Source organism: Photobacterium aquae, assembly GCF_001029445.1.
GTDB lineage: Bacteria > Pseudomonadota > Gammaproteobacteria > Enterobacterales > Vibrionaceae > Photobacterium > Photobacterium aquae.
On record NZ_LDOT01000022.1, the window covers coordinates 159,134 to 185,882 of the forward strand.

The 26,749-nt window shown below is 49.5% G+C and carries 22 protein-coding genes, 1 other RNA gene and 2 pseudogenes; 14 read left to right on the top strand and 11 right to left on the bottom strand.

The genetic code is table 11. The features are described from left to right. Positions 1-13: 13 nt before the first annotated feature. On the bottom strand, positions 14-211 hold the full coding sequence (locus ABT56_RS15150) for a hypothetical protein (protein WP_047879727.1): 198 nt from the start codon (positions 209-211) through the stop codon (positions 14-16). 52 nt (positions 212-263) lie between these two features. On the opposite strand from ABT56_RS15150, the gene sltY reads away from it, so the two are divergent. Together sltY and trpR are read left to right on the top strand one after the other, a co-directional pair. Next, positions 264-2,195, top strand: a complete 1,932-nt coding sequence (gene sltY, locus ABT56_RS15155) for a murein transglycosylase (RefSeq protein ID WP_047879728.1) — start codon at positions 264-266, stop codon at positions 2,193-2,195. A gap of 68 nt (positions 2,196-2,263) precedes the next feature. After that, the gene (gene trpR, locus ABT56_RS15160; RefSeq protein WP_047879729.1) at positions 2,264-2,578 is read left to right on the top strand and encodes a trp operon repressor; all 315 of its coding nucleotides are present in this window, start codon (positions 2,264-2,266) and stop codon (positions 2,576-2,578) included. A gap of 69 nt (positions 2,579-2,647) precedes the next feature. On the opposite strand, the gene yjjX is transcribed toward trpR, so the two are convergent. The 6 genes from yjjX to ABT56_RS15190 form a co-directional block, all read right to left on the bottom strand. Further along, entirely contained in the window at positions 2,648-3,178 is a 531-nt protein-coding gene (yjjX, locus tag ABT56_RS15165) for an inosine/xanthosine triphosphatase (protein WP_047879730.1), read from the bottom strand. Between the two features lie 289 nt (positions 3,179-3,467). Then, positions 3,468-4,106, bottom strand: a complete 639-nt coding sequence (locus tag ABT56_RS15170; RefSeq protein WP_047879731.1) for a helix-turn-helix domain-containing protein — start codon at positions 4,104-4,106, stop codon at positions 3,468-3,470. A gap of 623 nt (positions 4,107-4,729) precedes the next feature. Next, positions 4,730-5,836, bottom strand: coding sequence for a M20/M25/M40 family metallo-hydrolase (locus ABT56_RS15175; protein ID WP_047879732.1), 1,107 nt, complete (start codon positions 5,834-5,836; stop codon positions 4,730-4,732). Between the two features lie 216 nt (positions 5,837-6,052). Next, positions 6,053-6,778, bottom strand: a complete 726-nt coding sequence (locus tag ABT56_RS15180; protein ID WP_047879733.1) for a nucleoside phosphorylase — start codon at positions 6,776-6,778, stop codon at positions 6,053-6,055. 89 nt (positions 6,779-6,867) lie between these two features. Then, positions 6,868-8,073, bottom strand: coding sequence for a NupC/NupG family nucleoside CNT transporter (locus ABT56_RS15185; protein WP_047879734.1), 1,206 nt, complete (start codon positions 8,071-8,073; stop codon positions 6,868-6,870). After that, positions 8,070-8,720: an NAD(P)H-dependent oxidoreductase gene (locus ABT56_RS15190; protein WP_240478324.1), complete on the bottom strand. Its 651-nt coding sequence runs from the start codon at positions 8,718-8,720 to the stop codon at positions 8,070-8,072. The genes ABT56_RS15185 and ABT56_RS15190 overlap by 4 nt, the downstream gene beginning before the upstream one ends. 203 nt (positions 8,721-8,923) lie before the next feature. On the opposite strand from ABT56_RS15190, the gene eptA reads away from it, so the two are divergent. The 5 genes from eptA (at position 8,924) to ABT56_RS15215 (ending at position 15,117) form a co-directional block, all read left to right on the top strand. Then, positions 8,924-10,567 carry a phosphoethanolamine transferase EptA gene (gene eptA, locus ABT56_RS15195; protein ID WP_240478325.1) on the top strand — a complete coding sequence of 548 codons (1,644 nt, stop codon included), beginning with the start codon at positions 8,924-8,926 and terminating at the stop codon, positions 10,565-10,567. Positions 10,568-10,714: 147 nt separating this feature from the next. Continuing rightward, positions 10,715-11,074, top strand: coding sequence for a diacylglycerol kinase (locus tag ABT56_RS15200; RefSeq protein ID WP_047879736.1), 360 nt, complete (start codon positions 10,715-10,717; stop codon positions 11,072-11,074). A gap of 128 nt (positions 11,075-11,202) precedes the next feature. After that, positions 11,203-11,796 (top strand): class I SAM-dependent methyltransferase, encoded by a 594-nt coding sequence (locus tag ABT56_RS15205; RefSeq protein ID WP_047879737.1) that lies wholly within the window; start codon positions 11,203-11,205, stop codon positions 11,794-11,796. 26 nt (positions 11,797-11,822) lie between these two features. After that, complete coding sequence (locus ABT56_RS15210) at positions 11,823-14,771, top strand: DEAD/DEAH box helicase family protein (protein ID WP_047879738.1); 2,949 nt, start codon at positions 11,823-11,825, stop codon at positions 14,769-14,771. 142 nt (positions 14,772-14,913) lie between these two features. Beyond that, positions 14,914-15,117, top strand: coding sequence for a hypothetical protein (locus ABT56_RS15215; RefSeq protein ID WP_047874412.1), 204 nt, complete (start codon positions 14,914-14,916; stop codon positions 15,115-15,117). Between the two features lie 122 nt (positions 15,118-15,239). On the opposite strand, the pseudogene ABT56_RS15220 reads toward ABT56_RS15215, so the two are convergent. After that, a pseudogene (locus ABT56_RS15220) lies at positions 15,240-15,497 on the bottom strand (JAB domain-containing protein); the annotation flags it as partial. A gap of 399 nt (positions 15,498-15,896) precedes the next feature. Between ABT56_RS15220 and mads1 the strand changes: the two are divergent. The 5 genes from mads1 (at position 15,897) to ABT56_RS15245 (ending at position 23,327) form a co-directional block, all read left to right on the top strand. Next, entirely contained in the window at positions 15,897-16,100 is a 204-nt protein-coding gene (gene mads1, locus ABT56_RS15225) for a methylation-associated defense system helix-turn-helix domain-containing protein MAD1 (protein ID WP_047879739.1), read from the top strand. A 122-nt stretch (positions 16,101-16,222) separates the two neighbouring features. After that, positions 16,223-17,818 (top strand): type I restriction-modification system subunit M, encoded by a 1,596-nt coding sequence (locus tag ABT56_RS15230; protein WP_047879740.1) that lies wholly within the window; start codon positions 16,223-16,225, stop codon positions 17,816-17,818. Further along, complete coding sequence (locus ABT56_RS15235) at positions 17,815-19,029, top strand: restriction endonuclease subunit S (RefSeq protein ID WP_047879741.1); 1,215 nt, start codon at positions 17,815-17,817, stop codon at positions 19,027-19,029. Before ABT56_RS15230 ends, ABT56_RS15235 begins: the two co-directional genes overlap by 4 nt. Before the next feature lies 1 nt (position 19,030). Next, on the top strand, positions 19,031-20,206 hold the full coding sequence (locus ABT56_RS15240; RefSeq protein WP_047879742.1) for an ATP-binding protein: 1,176 nt from the start codon (positions 19,031-19,033) through the stop codon (positions 20,204-20,206). Then, complete coding sequence (locus ABT56_RS15245; RefSeq protein WP_047879743.1) at positions 20,199-23,327, top strand: HsdR family type I site-specific deoxyribonuclease; 3,129 nt, start codon at positions 20,199-20,201, stop codon at positions 23,325-23,327. The genes ABT56_RS15240 and ABT56_RS15245 overlap by 8 nt, the downstream gene beginning before the upstream one ends. Before the next feature lie 50 nt (positions 23,328-23,377). Here the strand turns inward: ABT56_RS15245 and ABT56_RS15250 are convergent. From ABT56_RS15250 to smpB, 3 genes and pseudogenes are all read right to left on the bottom strand, one after another. Further along, positions 23,378-24,626: pseudogene (locus tag ABT56_RS15250) on the bottom strand (integrase domain-containing protein). Between the two features lie 186 nt (positions 24,627-24,812). Next, positions 24,813-25,181: a transfer-messenger RNA gene (gene ssrA / locus ABT56_RS23650) on the bottom strand. 111 nt (positions 25,182-25,292) lie between these two features. Beyond that, entirely contained in the window at positions 25,293-25,772 is a 480-nt protein-coding gene (gene smpB / locus ABT56_RS15255; protein WP_047879744.1) for an SsrA-binding protein SmpB, read from the bottom strand. Positions 25,773-25,980: 208 nt separating this feature from the next. On the opposite strand from smpB, the gene ABT56_RS15260 reads away from it, so the two are divergent. Then, positions 25,981-26,415 (top strand): SRPBCC family protein, encoded by a 435-nt coding sequence (locus ABT56_RS15260; protein ID WP_047879745.1) that lies wholly within the window; start codon positions 25,981-25,983, stop codon positions 26,413-26,415. After that, positions 26,405-26,725 (top strand): RnfH family protein, encoded by a 321-nt coding sequence (locus ABT56_RS15265; RefSeq protein ID WP_047879746.1) that lies wholly within the window; start codon positions 26,405-26,407, stop codon positions 26,723-26,725. The genes ABT56_RS15260 and ABT56_RS15265 overlap by 11 nt, the downstream gene beginning before the upstream one ends. The last annotated feature ends 24 nt before the right edge of the window (positions 26,726-26,749 follow it).

Below are 26,749 nucleotides of genomic sequence, written 5' to 3' on the forward strand. Positions count from 1 at the left end.
GAGGGCTGTGGAGCTAGGTCGCGAATTGGGTGGTTGAACTGTTCACCGTGGTGACAAGGGGATGCAAGGTCGCTAGCAATACTGACAAGGGAAATGGCATGTTGGCGGCGGTGCTCCTAAGCTGGAAAGGAGCCATCAAGTGCTGCACAATGGCGGCGGCAACGGTGGCCGGGGAGTAGCCCGGCTTGCTGGTGGTACAAAAATGTGCCATAGATGGTTTTTAAGGGATTGAAACAGCAGGAATTTCAAAGTGGAGTAAAGTTGTGCCTGAAAAGTTATTTGGTCAAATACGCATAGTTACATGTCTTGCGGGCATTTTGTTTGGATCTTATGCCTATTCCGCGACTATCGAGCAACAAAGGGAGTGGTACGAGCAGGCTCAGGCTGCGCTGGAGGAAAAAGACAACAATGCGTATCAGGTACTTCGCAACAAGCTTGATAGCTATCCGTTGGTGCCGTACCTCGATTATCGGCAGTTTAACCAGAGCTTGTCTGAAAAAACGCCGGCTCAGGTCGACGATTTTGTTAATAAATATGAATCACTGCCGTTTAGTACGACAGTGCGCTCGCGCTATTTGAGTTATCTGGCCAGCAGCCAGCGTTGGCGCGAATTTGTGGCAATGCAGCCGAGACCGCCCAAGGGGCAGGTGATGCAGTGCCATTACTACTATGCCAAGAGCGAGTTGGGCAAAGAGGCGACGGCATGGAGCGGGACCCGGAAACTGTGGCTGACCGGCAATTCACTCAACGATGCCTGTGATCCCCTGCTCGAGAAGTGGGAGAAAGCCGGCAAGCGGACCGATGGTTTGATCCTTGACCGGATGCTGCTGGTGTACGGCAAGGGCAACAAGAGCCTGCTCGAGTACCTCGACAAGCAGCTAAGTGGCAGCAAGGCCAAGAAGGCGGGCGATACGGTACTGGATCTGTTTGACAAGCCGCAGGGCGTGGCTGATTTTGCCAAGCGCAGCAAGGTAACGCCGTTTAATCAGTCGTTGACCGAGCAGGCCTACAAGCGGTTGGTTCGGCGTGATGTCCGCGAGGCAGTTTCGCAGTATCCGCGTACGGTCGAAGGGCAGCACCTCACGGCGTCCCGGCGTCAGGCTTTGGCTGATTATACCGCCAGCCGGTTGATGGCGACCGACGATGCGGGTTTGCAGCAATGGCGCGACAAGGTACTGGCAAAGAGCAAGAATACCTCCTTGCTCGAGCGGCGGGTTCGCCAGTCAATGCGCGAGGATGATTGGAAAGGCGTTGAGCTGTGGGTTAAGCGCTTACCTGCCAAGGCCAAGCAGACCGAACGTTGGCGTTTCTGGCAGGCTCGGCTGGCTGCGATGGCTGGGGATCAACAAGCCGCTGACAAGCAGTACCGGGCGTTATTAGGCACCCGAAATTTTTACAGTGCGGCGGCGGCAACGGTGTTGGGTGAGCCGATCACCTATCCGGTCAAGAAAGCCAGCGATACGGCGCAGGTCAAAAAGCAGTTTGGTACGACCCTGGCTCGGATCAAGGAGCTGGTGGCGCAGGACAAGTTTCTTGATGCTAACCGTGAATGGCATTATCTGTTGCGAAATGTCAATAAGAGGCAGGCAGTAGCATTGGCAAGTTATGCTTCGGCAAGCAAGTGGCACCATTTGGCGGTACAGGCGACGATTTCGGGACGGTTGTGGGATCATATCCCGTTGCGCTTCCCGGTGGCCCACAAGTGGTGGTTTGACTTCTTCAGCAAGAAGCGCGATCTGCCGGTGACGACCATGATGGCGCTTGCCCGCCAAGAGAGTGCGATGAACGTCGAGGCGCGATCGCCGGTTGGGGCTCGCGGCCTGATGCAGTTGATGCCGGCGACGGCGAGGGAGACCGCCAAGAAGCTGGGGCGTAACTATCAGGGTAAGGACAGCTTGTTTGATCCTGGGGTCAATATCCGACTTGGCAGCGGCTACCTCAAGATGATGCTGGAGCGTTACGACAACAACCGGATTTTTGCCTTCGCTGCCTATAATGCCGGGCCATCGCGGGTGACGCGCTGGCGTGAACAGACAGACGGCAGGTTGGACGCTTATGCCTTTATCGAGGCGATACCGTTCAATGAAACGCGGGGCTATGTCCAGAACATCCTGATGTTTGAGGTGTATTACGGCAACCTTACTGGTGTGAAAGTGCCGCTTCTTAAGCCGAACGAGTTGGCGACGAAGTATTAGTTTGGACTATTCATGGTGGAAAGGGATAAAATTAGTAATCGTGAATGAGTACGTCAAATGAGGATGACATGTCGACTGTTCAAGAAACTCCGGAATTTACTGACTGGCAACAGGTAGTAGATATTTTGCGCCAGGCGGCATCGGAACAAAAAGAAGATACCTTGCTGAGGTTATTGCTGACCCCCGATGAACGTTCGTCGCTGTTGTCCCGTGTCAATATTTTGCACGAGTTACTCAACGGTGAGCGTAGCCAGCGTAGGATCAGTGAGTTGCTTGGGGTTGGTGTGGCGACGATCACCCGTGGCTCCAACGAGCTGAAACACCATGACGACGAGACCAAGCGCTGGTTGGCCGATATGCTGGCAAAGCAGCTTCAGCCTTGATCCTTGCTTGGTAACAAAAGACGCAAATCCCCTGTCATCGGCGGGGGATTTTTGTATCTGGGGTAGGCGTTATGCCTGTTCGGTAGGGAACAGCGCCGGGTTGATAAACGGGATCAGGGCGAGGATCAGGGCCTGCTGGTATACCGAACTGCGGCTGAGCAGGTGGTTGGTGAGCATGGCGATGGCTCCGCCTTTTTGCTTGATGTTGGTTTGGTTGAACATTGCATCCATCACATCACCCAATTCTTCGCCTTGATGCAAGCGGGCAAGGGCGGCTGGGGGCAGGGGCAATGAGGCCGAGCGGGCCTCGCCGCGCTGCTGGCCATTATCGATCACCATCCAGGCGAAGGTCAGGTCGTTGTCGATCCCGGCTTCTAGCCCGACATAGTAGTCGGCTTCTGGGGCGAGGGCGCGGGCATTGGCCACCCGGTTGCGGGCCCCGAGCAGGGTTTCGTCGGCTGACATCGGTTGGTCGCGCACGCCGCTTGCGGCACTGATCCCTTCGATATGGAAGGCGGTGTCTGGAAATACTTGTTTGAATGCGGCGTCGACCGCTGCGATTTTGGCGGGGTTGGTCGAAGCGACAATGATCGTTTGCATATCGGGATCCGGTTATGGCTGAAACAATTATTCTAAACCCGATTGGGTGACGAAAGCGATGCGGGTTTGGCCATGAAAGAGCGGCAAGTGATTCGGTAAGCCGAATGAGTGTTGGATGTCTACGTGGGCGAGTGCGGGGAAGATAGCGCAGGGAGAGTTGCACGAGGAGGCAGGCGCCCAAGCATCTTAGATTAGGGTAACGAAAGATGCTTGGGGATCGCTACCGGCAGTATAGGGTCATACTGCCGTTGCACGAGGTACAGAAGGTATTATGTTTTGCCAGCGGTGATTAACGGTCGTAGGCCCAGTCAGACTGGATAATGTAACCGTGGATCTGGTATTCGCCGTTGCTAACAAACAGATTCGGGAAATCTGGTTGAGAAGTGGAGAACACCACGCCGTCTGCCAATTGAGTCATGTGGTAGAAGTCTGGCTCGCTGCCGCGTACTGAAGCAAACACAGGTTGCTTAGGACGGTATTCGGCAGTTCTTGTTGCTAGCGCGTAGCTACCTACAGGTGCACACTGGGCAATGTTTTCGTTATCGACCAGCAGGCCCAGACATTCTTCGCGGATCAGGTGCTGTGGAATTGCACGCTTGCTCACGACATCGACGCTCGCACCGCTGTTGTAAGACACGAAGTCTTTGCGGTGGATGATCGGAATGTAGGTGCTGGTTGTACCTTGGCTGTCAGCGCTGTTGATGGTGGTGGTGGCTTGGGTGCCGGTATCCACTTGGCCAGTCAACAGGTAGCTGATAGATGTATTGAGGGCTTCGGCGATCTTTTCCAGTTCGCGAACTTCAATACCGTATTTGCCAGACAGCTTACGGCTCATAGTACCTTGTTGTAGGTCTAGTGCTTCACCGAGTTGTTTCTGGCTGATGCCCTGGACTTTAGCCAGGCGTTTGATTCTCTCTAAATATTCCATCTCACAAGCTTCCTGCTGAAAATAATAAAACGATGCAAATGGCATTCGTAAAAGTCATACCCATTGTACTGATTAACTTCGCGGGGGGATCTCGCTGGTATAGAAAATGCGATTGGTTTCGTTAAAGGAATATCGGTTTTTTTCAGGATGGGAAAAAAATGGCACAAAATTCGAGAATTAAATTAAGAGCAAGGGGGTGAATGATTGGACTAAGATCACCTTTTTCTCTCTTGACACCCTATTTGATATTTGTGTCATTCTTGTCTCCTTTCCTTGGGCTTGCTTGTATCTATTTGTTTTTATTGGATTTTAATCTGCATTTGTGAAAAATGGTTATTTTTTGTGTGCCTATCAATCAAAATATCAATATTGATAGTTTAAACCTATTTAATGGTCAAAATTGTGACACTGAAATCGGGGGAGCGTATAGGTTGGCGCGGGCGTGAAATAAAATTCAGCTATACCTTTTAGGGATGTCTTGAGGTGAGGGGCGTGCAGCTTGGGAGTCCGCAGAAGGCGGTGAGGCGGGAGAACCGCAGGCGGTGACTGGGTTTGGACAAATTTTGAGCGCAAAAAAAGGAGGGCAGAAGCCCTCCTTTTTGTATTTTGACGGCCGCAAGGTACTAGCGGGTCAGGTAGGTGTACAGGAAGCCCGAGATCGCCACCATGTCGTCGATCTTGATGAATTCCTCGGTGGTGTGCACCTTGGCCATACCGGTAGACAGGTTGACGGTCTTCAGGCCCTTGCTGTTGAAGATGTTGGCGTCGCTGCCGCCGCCGGTTGACTTGGTGAACGCGTCGATGCCGTTGGCGGCGAAGGCTGCCTTGATGCGCTCGATGTGGGCATCGTTCTCGTCGATGCGGTAGGCGTTGTAGGCGCGCTTGGAGATGATATTGATCTCGGCACCGTGTTTTTCCGCTGCCGCTTCGAATGTGCTGACCATATGGTCAACCTGTGCCTGCAGCTTGCTGTCGTCCAGCGAGCGGGCCTCGGCTTCGATGTACAGCTCTGGCATCACGATATTGGTTGCCTGGCCGCCCTTCACCACACCGATGTTGGCGGTAGTTTCGTGGTCGATGCGAGACAGCTTCATTTGGCAGATGGCGTCAGAGGCCACGGTCAGGGCGTTGATCCCTTCTTCCGGGGCAAGGCCTGCGTGGGCTGGTTTGCCGGTAATGGTGACTTTCAGGTTCTGCTGGCCCGGCGCGGTGGTGATGATAGTGCCGATAGGGCCGCCTGAATCGAAGACCATCGCTTGGTGGGCGGTGACTTTCGACATGTCGAAATGCTGTGAGCCTTGCAGGCCGCCTTCTTCGTGAACGGTGAACGCCAGCTCGATAGTCTGGTGGTCACGGCCGTCGGCACGGATGCAGCGAACCGCTTCCATGATCGCGGCAATGCCGGACTTGTCGTCGCCGCCAAGGATGGTATTGCCCTTGGAGCGGATGATGCCGTCTTCGATGATTGGCTCGATGCCGTTGCCCGGGGTCACGGTGTCCATGTGGCAGCTCAGCAGGATGGTGCCTTCCAGCTTGCCCTCGAGCTTGGCGTAGATGTTGAAGCCGTTGGAGATTGCCTCGGGAACCGGCAGTTTTTCCACGGCGAAGCCCAGCTCGCCAAGTTGCTCGGCCAGTGCCTCGGCAATGGCTTTCTCGTTGCGTGACTCGCTGTCGATCTTAACGAGATCGAAGAAATGTTGGACCAGACGGTCTTGGTTGATAGTTGTCATGGTGTTCCTCCTAATCAGACCATCTTAAGATAATTTTTCAGGGGGATTTTGATCTGAATCCGAAGAACGTGGGACTTATCACTTTAAATTGGCTGTTGTGAAGCGGTTTGTGCGGTGATGTTAACCTAAGGTAGCCAAGGGAGGGTTTGTTAGGCTCTGGCAGCAGCGGGCGGCACGGGGTGTACCGCCCGAGGATGGCGCATTGGAGAGACGGGTCTAGCGGGTAAGGGCGTGGAGGGCCGCGAGGATGGCATGGCGCTCGGCTTTTGCGGTGGCGGCAGATTCAGCCACGTAGTCTGCCACGCCCTGCTGGACATCCTGCTCGTAGCGCACGACATTGGCCAGGATCGAGGCGACCTTGAGCCCGCGCAGGCGGCCGACGGCGAGCAGGGCGGAGGTTTCCATGTCTGCGCCCAGTACGCCTTTCTGGTGCCAGTGGCGGCAGATCTGCGCTTCGTCGTCGGTATAGAAGCTGTCGTGGGAGCGCACCACCCCGGCATGGAAGTCCAGCGAGTGGACGGAGCAGTACTCATGCAGGCCGATCAGCAGCTGGGTGTCGGCACTGGCCGGGTAGGCCGGGCTGACATAGCTGCTTGATCCGCCTTCGTCGCGCACCGCGGCTTCGGCGATGATCAGATCGCCGATGGCAATGTCATGTTGCAGGGCCCCGGCCGATCCGACCCGCACCATGCGTTCCACGCCGCACTGGCGCAGCTCCTCGAGGGCGATCAGGGCCGAGGCGGCACCGATCCCAGTACTGCAGACGGTAATGGAGGTGTGGTTGTATTTGCCGCGCATTAAGCGGAATTCGCGGTTTTCGGCAAGGAACTCGACCTCGGTGAGGTGCTCGGCGATCCGGTTAACCCGATCGGGCTCGCCACATACGATGGCATTGGCTGTGATTTGGTGGGGTTCGACCAGAAGATGAGGCTGTTTGCTCATACATTACCTTTGTAACTCTGTATTTCATAGATCGCGGCGGGCAATACCTGTACAGGTGCCCGCCGCGTGATGGGGTGGTGCGAGATGGGTTAGACGAACAGGCCGACGATGGCCGCGTTCATCAGGTTGGCGAGGGTCGCCGCCAGTAGGACGCGCATGCCTAGTTGGCCGATAAGACCAGCACGGGCCGGGATCATCGAGCTCAGGGCGCCGCACACCATGGCCACCGAGCCGATGTTGGCAAAGCCGCACAGGGCGATGGTCATGATGGCCGTTGCACGTGGGCTCATCGTAACGTTGCCCATGTTGGCAAAGGCGACGAACTCGTTCATGGCAATTTTCTGGCCGAGGAACGAGCCTGCGGTCATGGCTTCATCCCAAGGAATACCGATCAGCCAGGCTATCGGGGCGAACAGGGTGCCGAGGATCAGGTCGACAGTTAGCTCAGGGATCCCGATCAGCTCGCCGATGGCGCCCAGGCCGCCGTTGAGCATCGCCATCAGGCCGATACAGGCGATGATCACCGCACCGACGATGGCCGCAATGTTCATACCGGCAATGGCGCCCTTGGCAATGGCGTCGATGAAGCTGGTTGGCTTCTCGTCGTCCGGCAGCTCAGGTACTTCGTCGATGGTCTGCTCGGTTTCCGGCACCAGCATCTTGGCAAACATCAGACCGGCCGGGGCCGACATGAAACACGCCATGATCAGGTAGTTGAGATCCACTCCCATCCCGGCAAGGCCGGCGAGGATAGAGCCCGCGATGGACGACAGGCCGCCCACCATGATGGCGAAGATCTGGGCGCGGGTCAGCACGTGGTGGTACGGCTTGACCAGCAGCGGGGCCTCGGTCTGGCCCAGTACGATATTACCCGCCGCGCTCATGGATTCGGCGCGCGATGTACCCAGTACCTTTTGCAGACCGCCACCGATGATCAGGACGAACCACTGCATGATGCCGAGGTAGTACAGGAGCGAGGTCAGGGCGGCGGTGAAGATGATTTGCGGCAGTACCTGCAGGGCCCAGACAAAGCCGATCCCCTCGACGCTGAAGTTCACCAGGCTACCGAATACGAAGCGGATCCCCTCGATACCGTAGGCGAAGACCTTGCCGACGGCGTTGGAGACAGCCAGCAGGACGTTGCCGCCGGTTTCGGTCGCCAGAACGAAGAAGGCGACCGATAGGATGATACCGAAGGCGCCGGAGACCGCACGCCAGCTGATCTGGCGGCGGTTTTCAGAGCACAGGAAGCCGATAAGCAGAAGGACGGCAATACCGATCATAGACTGGATCATGCGTGGACCTCCGTGAACTGGCTGACGGCGGCCATGACACGCTCGGCATGGCGGTGGGCCAGTGCCAGCGTGTTGGCTTCGTCGCCGCCTTCTTCCGGTGTGGCGTTCATCTCAAAGGTGATGACGGTATCAACAATATTGACTTCGGCAGCCCGGAACGGGTGCTCGTAGGCAATTTGGTAGTGTTCGAACGGCAGGAAGTTGAACCCCTCTGTGCTGTACGAGGCCTCGGTTGCACCGGCGGTCACCGAGAAGATCACCTTCTTGCCCTTGATCTTGCTACCCTCTGGGCCGAAGGCGAAACCGTAGGTGAAGACATCGTCAACCCACTTTTTCAGTACCGCCGGATAGGTGCTCCAGTACAGCGGGAACTGCACCACGATCACATCCGCGTTGAGCAGCTGTGCCTGCTCGGCCTCGATGTTGCCGTCGAAGTCGGCAACGTGGTTGACCGTCCAGTTGGTCTGCTCTGCCAGATCCGCCAAGATGGTGCGGTTGGCAACTGACTGGGCCAGGTTAGGGTGGCCGTTCAGAACCACTACATTCATATTATTATCCTTATATTGCTCACGGGTCGTCGTTGCGCCCGTGAACCACGTCGTATGGCGGCGATTATAAAGAGGGAGCGAGGCACAAAGGGAGGACATTTGTCCCCTTGGGGCGGAGTGAGATCATATTATTGATACAAAGCTAGGTAACCGAGTGGTTTTGGGCGATGGACCGGGACGTTACCCCGCTGGGTTATGTATGGCTGGTCTTTTTTGAGTTCAAAATGACACATTTTCTTACATTTTTTTGTACGCTGTGCAAAAATCAGAAAACTGTGATCGGATTCAACAATGATTCAACTATGGGTGACGTTATGAAGCACCGTATCAGCCACCTTGCCTTCGTGCTGGTGGTCTCCTTCTTTTTTGCCTCTTTCCAGAACTGGGCGCTGTGGCAGCACCTGACGACGATACTGGCCCAGGCCGATAACCTGAGCTGGGGCTTTTTGCTGAGTATCCCGCTGCTTATCACCGCGCTGTGCGTGGCACTGTTTACCTTGCTGCTGTGGCCTGTTGTCTACAAGCCGCTGGCTGCGGTGCTGATTGTGCTGTCGACATTGGCCACCTACGCCATGGTCAACTACGGCCAGTATTTCAACTACGGCATGATCGTCAATATCTTCGAGACCAACCAGAGCGAGGCTGCGAGCTACCTTTCGCCGTCGGTGCTGCTGTGGTTTGGTGCGCTGGCCCTGTTGCCGCTGGTGTGGCTGGTGGCGGTGAAGGTACGTTTCCCTTCTTCTGCCATCCGGCTTATCGGGCAGAAGCTGGCGATGTTGCTGGCAGTCGTGGTTGTTGTTGGTGCGGTTGCCGGGCTTTACTACAAAGACTATGCCTCGCTGGTGCGCAACCACAGCGAGATCAAGGCGCTGATCAACCCGACCAACTACCTCAGCGCCAGTTTCCGTTATGCCAAGTACCGCCTGTATGAGCAGAACTTGCCGTTCAAGGTGTTGGGGACCGATGCCCGCGATACCCACACTATGGCTATTGCCGAGGGCGGCAAGCCCGATGTGGTGGTGCTGGTAGTAGGCGAGACCTCGCGGGCGATGAACTATTCGCTCAATGGCTACCCGCGCCAGACCAACCCGCGCCTGTCACAGGAGGATGTGGTGAGTTTCCGTCACGTGGCCTCGTGCGGCACCGCCACGGCTGTATCCTTGCCTTGCATGTTCTCGGATATGACCCATGACAGCTACAATGCCACCGCCGCCCGCCATGAGGAGGGGGTGCTGGATATTCTTAAGCATGCCGGGGTGGATATTAGCTGGAAAGACAACGACGGTGGCTGCAAGGGGGTGTGCGACCGGGTGGAGCATATGGAGATTTCACCCAAGAGCGATCCGACCCTGTGCCATGACGGCACTTGTTACGATGCCGTGTTGCTCGATGGCCTTGCCGAGAAAATTGCCAATGCCAAGCAGGATACCCTGATAGTGCTGCACCTTATTGGCAGCCACGGCCCGACCTATTACCGCCGCTATCCCGAGCAGTTCAAGGTGTTCACCCCAACCTGCGATACCAGCGAGATCCAGGATTGCAGCCGCGAGGCGCTGCTCAATACCTACGACAACACCATAGTGTATACCGACTACGTGTTGAGCCAGGTGGTGGCGCTGCTCAAGCAGAATGACACCGAGCACGAGACCGCGATGCTGTATTTGTCGGATCACGGCGAGTCGTTGGGTGAAGACGGCGTTTACCTCCACGGTTTGCCCTACGGCATCGCCCCACGGGAACAAAAGCGGGTACCTTTGATTTTGTGGCTATCGCCTGCCTACCAGCAAAGCCACGGGATAGATCGCCAGTGCCTGCAGGCCAAGGCGCAGCAGGATAAGGTATCGCAAGACAACCTGTTCCATACCCTGCTTGGCATGATGGCGGTGCAGACCCATGTCTACCAACCGGGGTTGGATATTCTGGCCAGCTGCGAAACGGGTGAGTAATAGCTGGCAAGCGTAGCCGCATAGACTGCAAACGATCGCAGCCTATGCGGACACTGCCGCAACGCACTGATAAAATGCGGCGTACACAGAATCGGGCTGATATATTCAGCTTTGATTGATGATACATACCAAGAAAGAGAAGACAGCATGAAACCCAGTACCACCGGCCTTAGGCGAATTATCAATGCGACCGGCTATTCCATGAAGGGGCTGCGCGCCGCCTGGCAGAACGAGGCGGCCTTTCGTCAGGAATCGGTACTGCTGGTGGTCATGACCGCCGCGACCTTCTTCCTGCCGGTAACTCTACTCGAGCAGCTGTTGATGATAGCCAGCCTGTTTCTGGTGGTGATTGTCGAGCTGATCAACTCGGCCGTCGAAGCGGTGGTGGATCGCATCGGCCCCGAGCATCACGAGCTGAGCGGCCGTGCCAAGGATATCGGCTCCGCCGCGGTATTCGTCGCCCTCGTGCTGGTGGTGATCATCTGGGGCGCGATATTGGTGTTTTGATATTGGGGCAGTTGGCTGATATTGCTTCTATATACTGACAAAGGGATAGGCAATGCCTGTCCCTTTTTGTTTATTCGGGTTTGTCAGTATACTGCCGAGATAAAATAACTGATTGAAGTCATTGGAATATGCCAAATTATTACAGTGTGAACGCACAGGCTTTTTTTGACGGTACGGTGAATGTTGATATGTCATCGCTGTATTCAGCATTTCTTCCCGTATTGCCGTTCGGTGGTGCGATTTTGGATGCAGGTTGTGGCTCTGGTCGAGATAGCCATTATTTTGTGGGCCAAGGTTTTGCTGTGACTGCGTTTGATGCCAGTGATGCGATGGTGGCGTTGGCCAGCGAGTATTCTGGTTTGTCGGTGCACCATGCAACATTTTCAACATTTACCGCTCCGCCTGCTTCGTTTGATGGTATTTGGGCATGTGCATCATTGCTACATGTTCCTGCCGATGAGTTGCATGCTACGTTTGCGCATTTGGCAACCTTACTAAAACCTGAAGGTCTTTTTTACTGTTCGTTCAAATATGGCAAAGAGGAAGTGGAACGAGACGGTCGTCGATTTACCAATTTGGATGAGGTTGGGCTGGGTGCGCTATTGGTTGATACCTTGTTGACGGTAAAGCAAACGTGGATCACCGGTGATTTACGCCCCGGGCGTGATCATGAAAAGTGGCTCAATGCCCTGTTGGTGAAGCGTAGCGACTTGGTGAAATAGGAATACGGTCATTTAGGAAAGCTGTTATGACAATGCCGTCTTTGGTAATGGAGCACAATGTGCTGACTACCGGGGGAGAAGACCCATTGCTTCCCCAACTTTTGCATGCGATCAACCATGCGACTGAAATAGAGATAGCCGTCTCATTTGTCCAACGGTCAGGTGTGGAGTTGTTACTCCCAAGCTTAAACGAGGCCATTGAGCGCCATAAGCACCAAGGTACGCAGTTGATATTGCGTATTCTCACTTCAGATTATCTGCATATTAGCCATCCGATTGCTTTGCGGTATCTACTGGCATTAGAGGGAGATGGGGTCGAGGTGAAAATATTCGAGTCCCAAAACCAGAGTTTCCATCTTAAATCTTATATCTTCGTGCGGTCTGATTCTAATGATCTCCTGATGGAGGGGACGGCATTTATTGGCTCCAATAACATCAGCAAAACGGCACTGACTGATGCCCACGAATGGTGTTTGCGCTACGACTATCAACCGCCAGAGGATTCGTATCCAGCACAGCAGTTTGCTAATATCCGCAAGCAATTTGATCGCTTATTTACACACCCGTCAGCACAGCCTTTGACTGACGAGTGGATATCCCGTTATTTGCAAAACCGTAAACCACCCAAACTGGCATTGGTGGGAAGCAATGGTTTGATTGATGCAGACGAGGAAAAGGTCGGGCCTAATTCTGCGCAAATTGAAGCATTGGAAGCCCTCCATCAGACGCGCTTGGCGGGTAATGTACGGGGGTTAGTGGTACTTGGCACCGGAATGGGAAAAACATGGCTGTCAGCGTTCGATGCCAAGCAGGTGGCGGCCGAGCGGGTATTGTTTGTTGCTCATCGGGAAGAAATTCTGACTCAGGCGCAGAACACCTATACGAAACTGTGGCCAGAAAAGTCATCGGGTTTCTATCATGGCCAAGAGAAGGAGCTCGACAAGGAGATGGTCTTTGCGTCCGTGCAGACATTGGGGCGCCAGCATCATCTTGATCGTTTTTCCCCTGATCACTTTGACTATATCGTGATTGATGAATTTCATCATGCCAGCGCAAAAACCTACCTTAATATTCTCAATTACTTCACGCCGACCTTCTTGCTGGGTTTAACCGCCACGCCGGAGCGTACCGATCAAGCCAATATCCTTTCGCTATGCCATGACAATTTGGTGTTTGAGCGTAATCTGGTTCATGGCATCGATGAGAAAATTCTCGTGCCTTTCCATTACTTTGGGATCTGGGATGACGCTGTTGATTACCAAGAAATCCCCTGGCGTAACGGTAAGTTTGACCCACAAGCCTTAGATGCTCAATTTGCCACCTTGCGCCGTGCCCAGCATATTTTCCATCATTGGAAACAGCATCAACAGAGCCGCACACTGGCGTTCTGTGTATCGAAAAAACACGCAGATTTCATGGCTGATGCGTTCAATGAGGCTTTTGCCGAGCAAGGTTTAAAAGCATTGGCGGTGCACAGTGACTCATCTGTGCGACGTAACGAAGCGCTTACCTTGCTCGATAAGGGGGAAGTACATGTGCTTTTCTCGGTGGATTTATTTAACGAAGGGACGGATCTGCCATCTATCGATACCGTGATGATGCTCCGTCCTACCGAGTCCAACATTATCTTCTTGCAGCAGTTGGGCCGTGGGTTAAGGCGACATGAAAGCAAGGCACATTTGGTCGTGCTGGATTTCATCGGGAACCATCGAACATTTTTGAATAAGCAGGAGGTCTTGGGGCTATCTTTGGGGCAACGCGCAGCTAGCAGTGCGTTACGTTCGTCATCCGGTGAGGCGCCACGTTTGGGGGCAGGGTGTTTTGTTAATCTTGACCCGCAGATTATCGCTTTCTGGGAACAGCTGTCTAAGCAGTACCGTAATACCGCCGAAGAAGATTACCTGAACCTTGAGGGACATTTAGGCCATCGACCTCAAGCTGTTGAGTTTTACCGAGCGGGCTATGATTTAGCCAAAGTAAGCAAGCAGCATAAGAGTTGGTTTAGCTTGGTCGCACAGCATTGTGAGAGTGACACGACACGCAATGTGATTGCACGTCATCATGATTTTCTGTTTAACGCCGTTCAGAAAGCCAGTATGACAAAGTGCTTTAAGGCGGTATTGCTTGAAGCCTTTTTGGAGCTGGATGGTTTCCAGACACCACCGACTATCGAACAATTAGCGGCACGTAGCTGGCAAGTACTTTCTTGTTATCCGCGCTTACGAGAGAGAGATCTTAAACCCAAAGAGCAAGCGCTGTTGGCAACCGATAAGCAATGGGTGAAGTATTGGCATGCTAACCCAGTTAACGCTTTCATCGGAAAGAACAGCAAACAGGCTGATGCTTGGTTCAGGCTTGAGGGGGAGCATTTTTGCGCCAACTTTGAGGTATTACCGAGTGAGGCGGCCATTTTGCACGATTTGGTCAAAGAGCTGGTGGATTACTTACTTGCAAGATATACCGATCGCGACAGTACACCAGCTATTGTCACCAACCAAGTAACAGAGCAGGTATCCAATGTGACAGCTTTGGATTCGGGAAAGACAGAAGTACCAGAAAAGGTGCAAGTGTCTCTGCCATATTATCCGGATCTGAAAATTGCCTGTGGCCATTTTAAAACGGGGCATCATGATGAGTGTGAGTTGATGGCGGTTGATCTTATGAATGTTGATCCTGAGCGTCATTTCTTGGCTCGGGCATCCGGTAATTCGATGAACGGTGGTAAGTCACCGATCTATGATGGTGATTTGCTGTTGCTCGAATTGGTGACCCCCTCCAGTGCCGGGTCGATCACGGGGACGACAATGGCTATCGAGATCCAAGATGAAAGCGGAGACAACCAGTACCTCTTGCGCGTCGTCAAGAAAGACAAGCAGGGCCAATATTGGCTGAAGGCCAATAACCCTGATTATGCTGACATGCCTGCTAACGAGACGATGAAAACCTTTGCGAGGTTGAAGCAGGTGGTGAGGTAAATCATAGAGGGAGAGTGGTCAATCACACGTTTTTTGCATCGATTTGATCAAACACAGATGCCAATTTTCAGGTAAGACAAATTTACTCTCCCTATGCTAACGTTAAACAAGAATTTAAGCCTTCTTAAGAAAAGAACATCCTATGAATAACAAGCCATTAGCAACGCTCACAGACGAACAAAAAATCCTGATTGAACAATTGGCCACAGATAAAGTGAACTCGATGAACAGTGACCAATACTTATGTGATCGTATTGATGAAAAAGTATTGGAAATGGAAGAGCACATCCAAGCGTATTTTCATGAACGCTTTCATTTTCATATGAAGAAGCACGAACAAAAATAACCGTTTGTAAAATAGCGAGTTGTTGAAACTGAGAGGCTGCTTTATGCGGCCTTTTCTTTATCCATCATATAGTTGGGGCTATTGATATATCTCAGCAGTGACGCCCAGTAAGGTCGCATCAGGTAAACACTGGCAGCGTTGATAGTGTCAAAGAAAACTTCTTCGTATTTAATCAAGCTGTGTTGGTTATCAAGCAACAACACAGCAAATACTTCCCTTTCATATCCTCCCATTTTGTATTGCAGAAAATCTTTTGTTGCTTGTGGATTGGTAAATGCGTTTCCGCGTAGGTATCGGGTTGCCACGATCTCTGCGGCTTTCTCTAACACTTGATCTGCTGTCATTGGAGTATGAAGAATGTAGTCGTTTTTCTTGTGCATAGCCTTGATTCCTTATGCTTAATGGGCTTCTACACAAGGGTGATATATGTCTGAAATTTCTTTGATTCTGATTTGATAGGGTATCGAGGTAAGGCGGAGTATTGGTTGTCCAAGTATCTGTAAAGTGATAGAAAATGGGCGTTTACCGAAAAGTGAGTTGCTAGGGGATAGCCGCAGTTGTGCTTGAAAGTGACGTCGAGCAGTGTGCAGAAGATAAATTGGTTGAGTGGGTATAATAAACCCAATAGTAAATGGTGGATTCTACCATCATTTGTTTGTACCGAGTCTTCATTGAACAATTGAGTGCATAATTAAGCTTAGATCATTGCCGATTCCCCAATTTTCCCATATTCTCTCATAATTCAATTTGTCTACTGAAGTATAGAGAAACGCTCAGCAATGGATGACCAAATATTAACGCTTAAGGAAGTGGCTGCTTACTTGAAGCTAGCCGAGAAAACGGCGTACCGACTTGCGAGTGAGGGAAAGCTACCAGGCTTTAAAGTCGGGGGCTCTTGGCGCTTTAAACGCACAGATCTTGAGGTATGGATTGAAGCACAGAAAACATACTCTGGGGATGTCAAGTCAGACGATTTGAAATGATACTTGCAAGCATGAACTGCATCTTGCTGGTATTGATAAAAAGTGAAATATCAACATTTTAGAAGAATCCCCTCTTCTAACATAGAGCAACAATTAGAGATAGAATTTTAGGAATTTATGAAATGGTAAGTATCCAACAGCGCAAAGCCTTACAAAGCCAAATTTGGGCGATTGCTAATGATGTTCGCGGCTCGGTCGATGGATGGGACTTTAAACAATACGTTCTTGGCACTCTGTTCTACCGATTTATCAGCGAGAACTTTGTTGACTATATTACTGGTGGTGACGATAGCATCGATTATGCCGCTATGGCTGACAATGACGAAAATATCGAGGCCGCAAAAGACGACGCTATCCGAACTAAAGGTTACTTTATCTATCCAAGTCAACTATTTAGTAATGTTGCTGCCAATGCTCACAAGAACGACAATTTAAATACAGATTTGGCAGCTATCTTTGCAGCGATTGAAAACTCAGCCAATGGCTATGATTCAGAGAAAGACATTAAAGGCTTGTTTGCTGATTTTGATACCACCAGTAATCGTCTTGGTAACACGGTGGAAGCTAAGAACAAGCGCCTAGCAGCTGTGCTGAAAGGTGTTTCTGGGCTAAATTTTGGTAGTTTTGAAGATAACCAAATTGACTTGTTCGGTGATGCCTACGAGTTCCTTATTTCAAACTATGCAGCCAATGCCGGTAAATCCGGTGGCGAATTCTTTACGCCTCAACACGTTTCAAAATTAATCGCACAGCTAGCTATGCACGGCCAGAGCAGCGTCAATAAAATCTATGACCCAGCAGCAGGCTCGGGTTCATTGCTCTTACAAGCCAAGAAGCACTTTGATGCGCATATCATTGAGGATGGTTTCTTTGGTCAAGAGCTCAATCACACCACCTACAACTTGGCGCGTATGAACATGTTTTTACACAACATTAACTACGACAAGTTTAATATTCAGTTGGGGGACACGCTTGAGGAACCTCACTTTTTGGAGGACAAACCGTTTGATGCGATTGTCTCAAACCCGCCTTATTCGGTGAAATGGATTGGTAGCGACGACCCAACCTTAATCAACGATGACCGTTTTGCGCCCGCTGGTGTACTTGCGCCCAAATCAAAAGCCGACTTTGCTTTTGTGCTGCATGCGCTAAGTTACCTATCAAGCAAAGGCCGCGCAGCCATTGTTTGCTTCCCCGGTATTTTTTACCGTGGTGGCGCTGAGCAAAAAATTCGCCAGTACCTAGTAGATAACAACTACGTTGAAACCGTGATTTCATTGGCACCTAACCTGTTCTTTGGAACCACCATTGCCGTGAATATTTTGGTGCTGTCTAAGCACAAAACCGACACCACCACCCAGTTTATTGATGCCAGCGGTTTGTTTAAAAAAGAAACCAATAACAACGTGCTGACAGACAACGAAGATGAAAAAAATCCGGGCCATATTCAGCAAATCATGAAAGTGTTTGCCAGCAAAGAGAATGTGGAACACTTTGCTAAATCTGTTGATTTCGATGACATTGTTAAAGCTGAATACAATCTTTCGGTAAGCAGTTATGTAGAAGCGAAAGACAACCGCGAGGTGGTAGATATTGCAGAGCTTAATGCCGAACTTAAAACAACCGTCGCTAAAATTGATGCGCTTCGCAGTGATATTGACGCCATTATTTTAGAAATAGAAGGGGCGGAAATTGAAGGTGAGGAGATTGAAGCATGAGTCAATTAAGCTACATGGAGAAGCTGCTGGATGGGGTTGAGGTTGAGTGGAAAGTGCTCGCTGAGCTAGGCGAGTTAGTCCGTGGAAATGGCTTACCAAAAGCCGATTTTACAGACTCGGGTGTGCCAGCTATTCATTACGGGCAGATTTATACTCATTATGGGCTTTCTACTGAAACAACAATATCTTTCGTTTCGCCTGAAACAGCAAAAAAACTAAAAAAGGTAAACACAGGTGATGTTGTAATAACAAATACAAGTGAAAACTTCGAAGATGTGGGTAAAGCATTAGTGTACCTAGGGGAAGATGAGGCTGTCACAGGTGGTCACGCAACAATCTTTAAGCCTTCAAAATTGATTCTAGGAAAATATTTTGCATACGTTTCACAGACCGGAGCTTTTACTAACGCTAAAAGAAAGTTCGCTAAGGGAGCTAAGGTAATTGATGTTTCCGCCAAAGATATGGCAAAAATAGAAATCCCAATACCTTGTCCAGACAATCCAGAAAAATCCCTAGCGATCCAAATTGAAATTGTACGGATTCTGGACACATTTACCGAGCTTACAACCGAGCTTACAACCGAGCTTAACCTACGCAAAAAACAATACAACTACTACCGCGACCAGTTGTTGAGTTTTGAAGAGGGGGAAGTTGAGTGGGAATGCTTGGGTAACCTAGCTGAAAACCTTGATTCAAAACGTAAGCCCATTGCTAGTGGTTTAAGAGAGCCTGGAGATATCCCGTATTACGGAGCATCCGGCATCGTTGATTACGTTGAAGATTACATTTTTGATGAAGACCTCCTATTGGTTTCAGAAGATGGGGCAAACCTTCTGGCTAGAAATACACCTATTGCATTTAGCATCTCAGGTAAAACATGGGTAAACAACCATGCGCACGTGCTTAAATTTAAAACCTATGCAGAGCGCAGGTTTGTTGAGTTCTACTTAAATAGCATCGACCTAACTCCATATATTTCTGGAGCTGCTCAACCTAAGCTCAATAAAAAGAATCTAAACAGCATACGCATACCTAATCCTTTACCAGAAGAAAAAGAACGCATTGTGGCTCTATTAGATAAGTTTGATACTTTGACCAGTTCAATCAAAGAGGGTCTCCCTCGTGAAATTGAGCTACGTCAAAAGCAATACGAGTATTATCGTGACCTGTTGTTGAGCTTCCCTAAACCGAACACTCAGGCGGCGGTCTGATATGAACAAGACACTCAAACAGATCGCGGAGCAACTAAATGCGCCGAGAAAAGTGAAAAGTAAGAAGACTACCGAAGTCGAAGTCGTAACGCAGGTTCCTAAAGTACAGCTGATTTATGCCTTCAACGGAACAGGAAAAACCCGCTTGTCTCGTGAGTTCAAACAGTTGGTTGCACCTAAAGGAAATGGCGAAGGTGACGAAACCATTTCGTCACGGGAGAAAATACTCTACTACAACGCCTTCACTGAAGATCTCTTTTATTGGGATAACGATTTACAAGATGATGTTGCCCCCAAGCTGAAAATTCAGCCGAATACCTATACAGACTGGCTGCTCACCTTGCTGAAAGACCTTGGACAAGATGCGAATATCGTTAAGTACTTTCAACACTTCGCCAATGACAAGTTAACTCCCCATTTCAGTGAAAATTATGCCGAAGTCACCTTTACCCTAGAGCGAGGTGATGATGAAGGTACTGCGCCCCTGAAAATATCCAAAGGTGAAGAAAGTAACTTTATTTGGAGTGTTTTTTACACGCTGTTGGATCAGGTGATTACCATTCTTAATGTCGCAGAGCCAGAGAATCGTGAGACTAGGCAGTTTGATCAACTGGAATATGTGTTTGTTGATGACCCTGTGAGTTCGTTGGATGAAAACCACCTGATCGAATTGGCTGTGAATCTCGCTGGGCTGATCAAGTCCAGCAAGTCTAACTTGAAGTTCATTATTACGACCCATAGCCCGCTTTTTTATAACGTACTCTACAATGAGCTAAACAGCAAAGCCTGCTATTTGTTGGAACGGTTTGAAGATGGCACCTTTGCACTACTGGATAAGCACGGCGATTCCAATAAGAGCTTCACTTATCACCTGTATTTGAAGCAGACACTGGAAAAAGCCATCGCTGACAACACCGTGCAAAAGTACCATTTTACGCTTTTGCGTAACCTGTACGAAAAGACTGCGAGCTTTTTGGGCTATCCCAAATGGTCGGAACTCTTGCCTGATGATAAGCAGGCGTATTTAAACCGCATTATTCAATTTACTAGTCATTCGACATTGTCGAATGAAGTCGTTGCCGAACCTAGTGACCCCGAAAAGAAAACAGTAGGTTTTCTATTGAATCACTTGGTAAGCAATTACGGTTTTTGGCAGCAGGAAGAACAAAATGGTTGATTATACCAAGCCTATCGTCCAGTCGAACAATTACATCGTTTTAGATAAATATACAAAAAACTGGCAGATAGCAGAAAGCTACCAGAGCGAAGGTGATTTAGAGCGTGAGCTGATTCAGGATCTCGGCAATCAAGGTTATGAATATGTGGCTGCGTTAACGACACCCGATGCCATGCTGGTGAATGTGCGCAAGCAGCTACAAGCCCTGAATAAAGTTGAGTTTACCGATGCCGAGTGGGTTCGCTTTTGCGAGCAATACCTGAACACACCCAGTGACAATATTCTCGACAAAACCCGCAAGGTTCACAGTGACTATATCTTCGATTTTGTCTTCGATGATGGTCATATCGAAAACATCTACTTGTTCGATAAGAAGACTATTGCTCGTAACAAAGTGCAGGTGATTAAGCAGTTTGAACAAACGGGAAGCCATGCTAACCGCTATGATGTGACGATTTTGGTCAATGGCTTGCCTTTAGTGCAAGTTGAATTGAAAAAACGTGGTGTGGCGATTCGTGAAGCGTTTAACCAAATACATCGTTACAGCAAAGAGAGTTTTAATGCTGAGAACTCTTTGTATAAGTTCTTACAGCTTTTTGTTATTTCTAATGGCACCGACACGCGCTATTTTGCCAATACCACTAAGCGCGACAAGAACAGTTTTGACTTCACCATGAACTGGGCGAAGTCAGACAATACGCTGATTAAGGATTTAAAAGATTTTACGGCGACTTTTTTCCAGAAAGAGACGCTACTTGAAGTGATCTTGCGTTACTCGGTGTTTGATGTAAGTAATACCTTGCTAGTGATGCGCCCTTACCAGATTGCAGCCGCCGAGCGCATTTTATGGAAGATAAAGAGTGCCTTTAACGCTAAGAATTGGAGCAACACCGAAAGCGGCGGGTACATTTGGCACACCACTGGGTCAGGAAAAACACTCACCAGCTTTAAAGCGGCACGTTTGGCTACCGATTTAGACTGTATCGATAAAGTCTTTTTTGTGGTGGACCGAAAAGACCTCGACTATCAGACCATGAAAGAGTATCAGCGGTTCTCGCCTGATAGTGTGAACGGTTCAGACAGTACCGCGGGGCTTAAGAGCAATCTGGATAAAGATGATAACAAGATTGTCGTCACCACAATACAAAAGCTCAATAATTTAATCAAAAGTGAAAGCGATTTAGCAATCTACAACAAGCAAGTGGTATTTATTTTTGATGAGTGTCATCGAAGCCAGTTCGGTGAAGCGCAGAAAAACCTGCAGAAGAAATTCAAAAAGTACTATCAGTTTGGCTTTACGGGTACGCCAATTTTCCCAGAAAACGCCTTGGGTGCGGAGACGACGGGCAGTGTGTTTGGTCAGCAGTTGCACACTTATGTGATCACTGATGCCATTCGTGATGAGAAAGTACTCAAGTTTAAAGTGGACTATAACGATGTTCGCCCGCAATTTAAGAGCATTGAGACTGAGCAGGATGAGAAGAAGCTCAGTGCCGCGGAGAACAAGAAAGCGTTCTTACACCCGATGCGCATTCGTGAAATCTCGCAGTATATTCTGAGCCATTTTAACCAGAAAACGCATCGAGCCTATTCGGGCGCGAAAGGGTTTAACGCCATGTTTGCGGTAAGTAGTGTTGATGCAGCGAAAGCCTACTATGAAACTTTCAAATCATTGCAAGCCGAGGCTGAGAATGGACCTACGAGTAAACCTCTGCGCATTGCGACTATCTTCTCATTTGCAGCCAATGAAGAGCAGGACGCCATTGGTGATATTTTAGATGAGAGCTTTGAAGTCAGTGCCATGAACAGCAGCGCAAAAGAGTTTTTGAGCGCCGCGATTATGGATTACAACGCCATGTTTAAATCTAACTATGGCGTGGATAGCAATGGCTTTCAGAACTACTACCGAGACCTTGCCCAGCGTGTTAAGAATCAGGAAATAGATTTACTTATAGTGGTGGGGATGTTTTTAACTGGCTTTGATGCACCTACGCTCAATACCTTGTTTGTTGACAAGAATTTGCGCTATCACGGCTTGATGCAGGCGTTTTCTCGCACTAATCGCATTTATGATGCGACGAAGACCTTTGGCAATATTGTTACCTTCCGAGACTTGGAGCAGGCAACCATTGATGCTATTAGACTTTTTGGTGATCGTGAAGGTAACGAAAATATTAGCCAAGTGGTGCTGGAAAAGAGTTACCAAGAATATATGGAAGGCTTTAATGATATTGTTACCGGCCAAGTACGCCGAGGTTTTGTTAATATCGTAAGAGAATTGCAAGAACGCTTTCCAAACCCAGAAAACATTGAAAAAGAACAAGACAAAAAAGAATTTGCAAAGATTTTTGGTGAATACCTTAAAGCAGAAAATATTTTGCAAAACTATGACGAGTTTGCCGCTTTAAAAGCAATGCAAAGCTTAGATACCAGTGATGAGCAAGCTGTTGAAGAGTTTAAAGCCAAGTACTATTTAGACGACGCAGACATTGAGACAATGCAAACCATCGATATGCCAAGCGAGCGTGCTATTCAAGACTATCGTTCTGCCTACAATGATACCCGAGATTGGTTACGACGTCAGAAGCAAGGTGAGGAAAAAGACAAGTCAACCGTAGACTGGGACGATGTAGTATTTGAAGTGGATTTGCTTAAATCACAAGAAATAAACCTCGATTACATTCTTGAACTGATTTTTGATCACAACAAGAAGAACAAGAGCAAAGAAGGCTTGATTGAAGAAGTTCGCCGTATGATTCGTGGTAGCCTTGGCAATAGAGCGAAAGAAAGCTTGATGGTTGATTTTATCAATCAGACAAATCTTGATGAGTTCAATGACAAAGCCAGCATTATCGATGCCTTCTTTAAGTTCGCCCAGGCTGAACAGAAGCGCGAAGCAGATTCCATTATTGCCTCTGAAAAGCTAAATGAGGAAGCTGCCAAACGTTATATTGCATCTTCACTCAAGCGCGAGTATGCCTCTGAAAATGGCACTGCGCTTAATGAGGCGCTACCAAAACTTAGCCCATTGAATCCACAGTACCGAACCCAGAAGCAAACAGTTTTTCAGAAAATTGCCACTTTTGTTGAGAAGTTTAAAGGGGTTGGAGGGCAACTTTGAACGTGCAATCGGGCTCTATTTTAGTTCGCATAATCTAGAGCCAAAGCCAGTCAAATGACTTTTAATTGCTTAGTTCCAGTAACGGAGAGGCTGCCTTTGGCGGCCTCTTCTATATGCCTACTCCACCAAGTCATCATTGGAATACGTCTTTCTAAATAGTCAGTTCGATTATAAGCACTGCGTACTTGGTTATCATCAACGTGTGCCAATGCCGCTTCAATTAAATCAGGTTCAAAGCCTTGTTCATTGAGCGTGGTACTCGCAAGTGATCGCAAACCATGACTAACCAACCTTCCTGCAAATCCCATACGTTTAAGAGCCATGTTTGCGGTTTGGCTATTACAAGGCTTGTTAGGATCTCTATCCGATGGAAAGACAAATTCTCTATGTCCACTGATAGGCTGCATAGTTTCAAGTAGCGCTATTGCTTGTTCTGTTATTGGAATACGGTGTTCTCGGCGCTTATTCATTCGCTCAGCAGGAATCGTCCATACCTTGATATCTAGGTCTATTTCAGCCCAACGAGTGTCAGAAGATGCAGTAGGGCGCATAATGGTATGTAATTGCTATTCTAGCAAGTAACGTGTAGTACGCTTGATAGAGGCGTTAGCAATCGCATTGATAAGTTCTGGGAGATCATCGGGCTTGAGTGATGCCATGTTTTCTTTCTTGGGCTTTTTGAATGCTGCCTTTATGCCACTAAGAGGATTAGAAAGGAGTAAGCCACAGTTAACCGCATAGTTCATGATTTCGGGATGATTACAGTTTAGGCGTTGAGTTAACAGCTTTACGGTCTCTAAGCTTCCTTTGGCTTCAATGGGGCACAAGATAGCCATGATCATGGGGGCGGTGATCTGAGGAATAGGGTAGTTGGCAAGTTTGGGAAAGATATGTCTCTCTAATGAACGCTAAATGCCTTCTGCGTAGTTCGGTGTGATTGACTCTTTTTTTAATTCAAACCAGTCTGATGAAACATTAGTTAATGTGTGCTTGCTAACTTTTGAACGTATAGTTTTGTTGTTCACGGTGTTCTTTAGGGCCGATGCCTTGAGTAACAAGAGAACGAGCTTCCAAGGTATATTTTCTTGCTTGAGCTAAAGATAATTCAGGGAAAGCACCAAAGCCCATGTTTACTCGTTTCTTGGTAAGAGGCTGGCGATAGCTGTAGTTCCATAGACGAGAGCCGTTTGTACGGACACGGAGTTGCAAGCCGTCACCATCAGAGAGGACATAATCTTTCTCTTTTGGTTTAGCGTGTTCAATTTGCTTTTGGTTGAGTCGTACTGCCTTAGTGCCCATGTTTACTAGCCTCCGTTGCTAATGGTATTCCAAAATTGTACTCCAAAAAGCTTGGAATACCACGTGGAATACCAAATGGTGTGGATGCTGGTGGACGGTAATGGACACTACAGATACAAAAAAGCCCCCTAAACCAGTTATTTAGGGGGCTTTCTGGACATCCTAGGATGTCTTCGTATACGAATTTGGTGGAGCTGGCGGGATTTGAACCCGCGTCCAAAACCAGTCTAACAGATGGCGCTACATGCTTAGTCAGTCTTTATTCTCGTATCTACACTGCGAACTGACACGCTATGCAAACACATACCAGAATTCTATTTCGCGGTTCATCTCTCTAGCCAAAGATTCCCTCGCTATCTTGTTTGGGTTTGACTGCCCTTGATTCCCCGTCTTACAAGCGGAAGCTAGGGAGGGCAGGCTCTGAACAGGTTATTAAGCTGCTAGTGCGTAGTTTTCGTCGTTTGCGACTATTTTTTGCGGTTTTTTTACGAGGCCAACCGCACCTCGGCATGCTCCACAAGCCTTCGTGATCCTGTCGAATCCTAAATCAGCCCCAGAGTTCGATCGATGTTAGCAGATTAATTGCTACCGTCAATAGCCATGCGGCTATACGTGTACTGACTGGCTGATAAACAACCACTTACCAACATCGACAATCAAAAACGCTTAGCGGTTGCTGCTTTTCATGATGCGGGCTTTGTCACGCTGCCAGTCGCGGGCTTTGGTGTCTGCACGTTTGTCATGAAGCTTCTTACCGCGCGCGGTACCTATCTTCAGTTTAACAAAGGATGCCTTCCAGTACATGCTCAGCGCCACAATGGTTTCGCCGTTGCGGTTAACTGCGCCTGCTAGCTTGTCGATCTCTCGGCGGTTCAGCAGTAGCTTGCGGGTACGTGTTGGATCGGCAACGACGTGGGTGCAGGCGACGTTGAGCGGGGTAATGGTCAAACCGGAAATGAAGGCTTCGCCGTTACGCAGGAAAACATAGCTCTCTGTCATGTTGACCTTGCCGTCGCGAATGGCTTTGACTTCCCAGCCCTGTAGCGACAGGCCGGCTTCGTATTCGTCATGAATTGCAAATTCAAAGCGGGCCGTTTTGTTTTTAGCAATGGTATTGCTGTTTGGTTTGCTTGGTTTCTTTGCCATAAATTGCTCTTTCTCTGTAGTCCCAGCCAGCCGCATGGCTTCTGGTCGAAGTGTCCTTACTTGAACATCAATAGGTTATGATGCTCCAAGTATGCTAATTTTGGCTGTTAGCGTTGTAATGGTATCATTGCGGTTGTCCTTCTCATAGGCTTTGTCGCGTGCGGCTTGGCTGTGGGATGTGGCATGTTCCGTGGGTAAAGGAGAAGCTATGCCTCAGATTAGCCGTTCTGCGCTTGTGCCGTACAGCGCGAAGCAGATGTTTGCATTGGTCAATGATGTTGAATCGTATCCGACTTTCCTGCCGGGCTGTTCCGGTACAAAAATTCTGGAAAGCTCTGGGCAGCATGTAATGGCGTCGGTGGATGTCTCCAAGGCGGGGATCAAGAAAACGTTCGTGACCCGCAACGCGATCACCGAGGGCATTAAAATTGACATGCAGTTGGTTGAGGGGCCGTTCCGCAGCTTGGTGGGTGGTTGGCACTTTATTGAGTTGGATGCCGAGGCATGCAAGGTAGAGCTGAAGTTGGATTTTGAGTTTACCAATGCGTTGGTGGAAGCGGCGTTCGGTAAGGTGTTCCGAGAATTGACGAACAATATGGTGAATGCGTTCACGCAGCGAGCGAGAGAAGTCTATGGGTTCTGACGAGAAGCTGATCCATGTCGAGGTGGTGTATGCGCTGCCTCATATTCAGAAGGTGATCCGCCTGACGGTGACACCGGATACCCAGGTGCAGGATATTATCGAGCAATCAGGCGTGCTGGAGCAGCACCCAGAGATTGACCTGAAGCAGAACAAGGTTGGGGTGTTTAGCCGCAATGTTCGCTTGGATGCGACTGTGCATGATGGTGACCGTATCGAGATTTACCGCCCGTTGCTGGCCGATCCCAAAGATATTCGCCGTAAGCGTGCCGAGCAGGCCAAGCAAGAGGCATTGGCTGCAAAAGGTGATTGATCCCGTTCACAGTTGAACGAATGT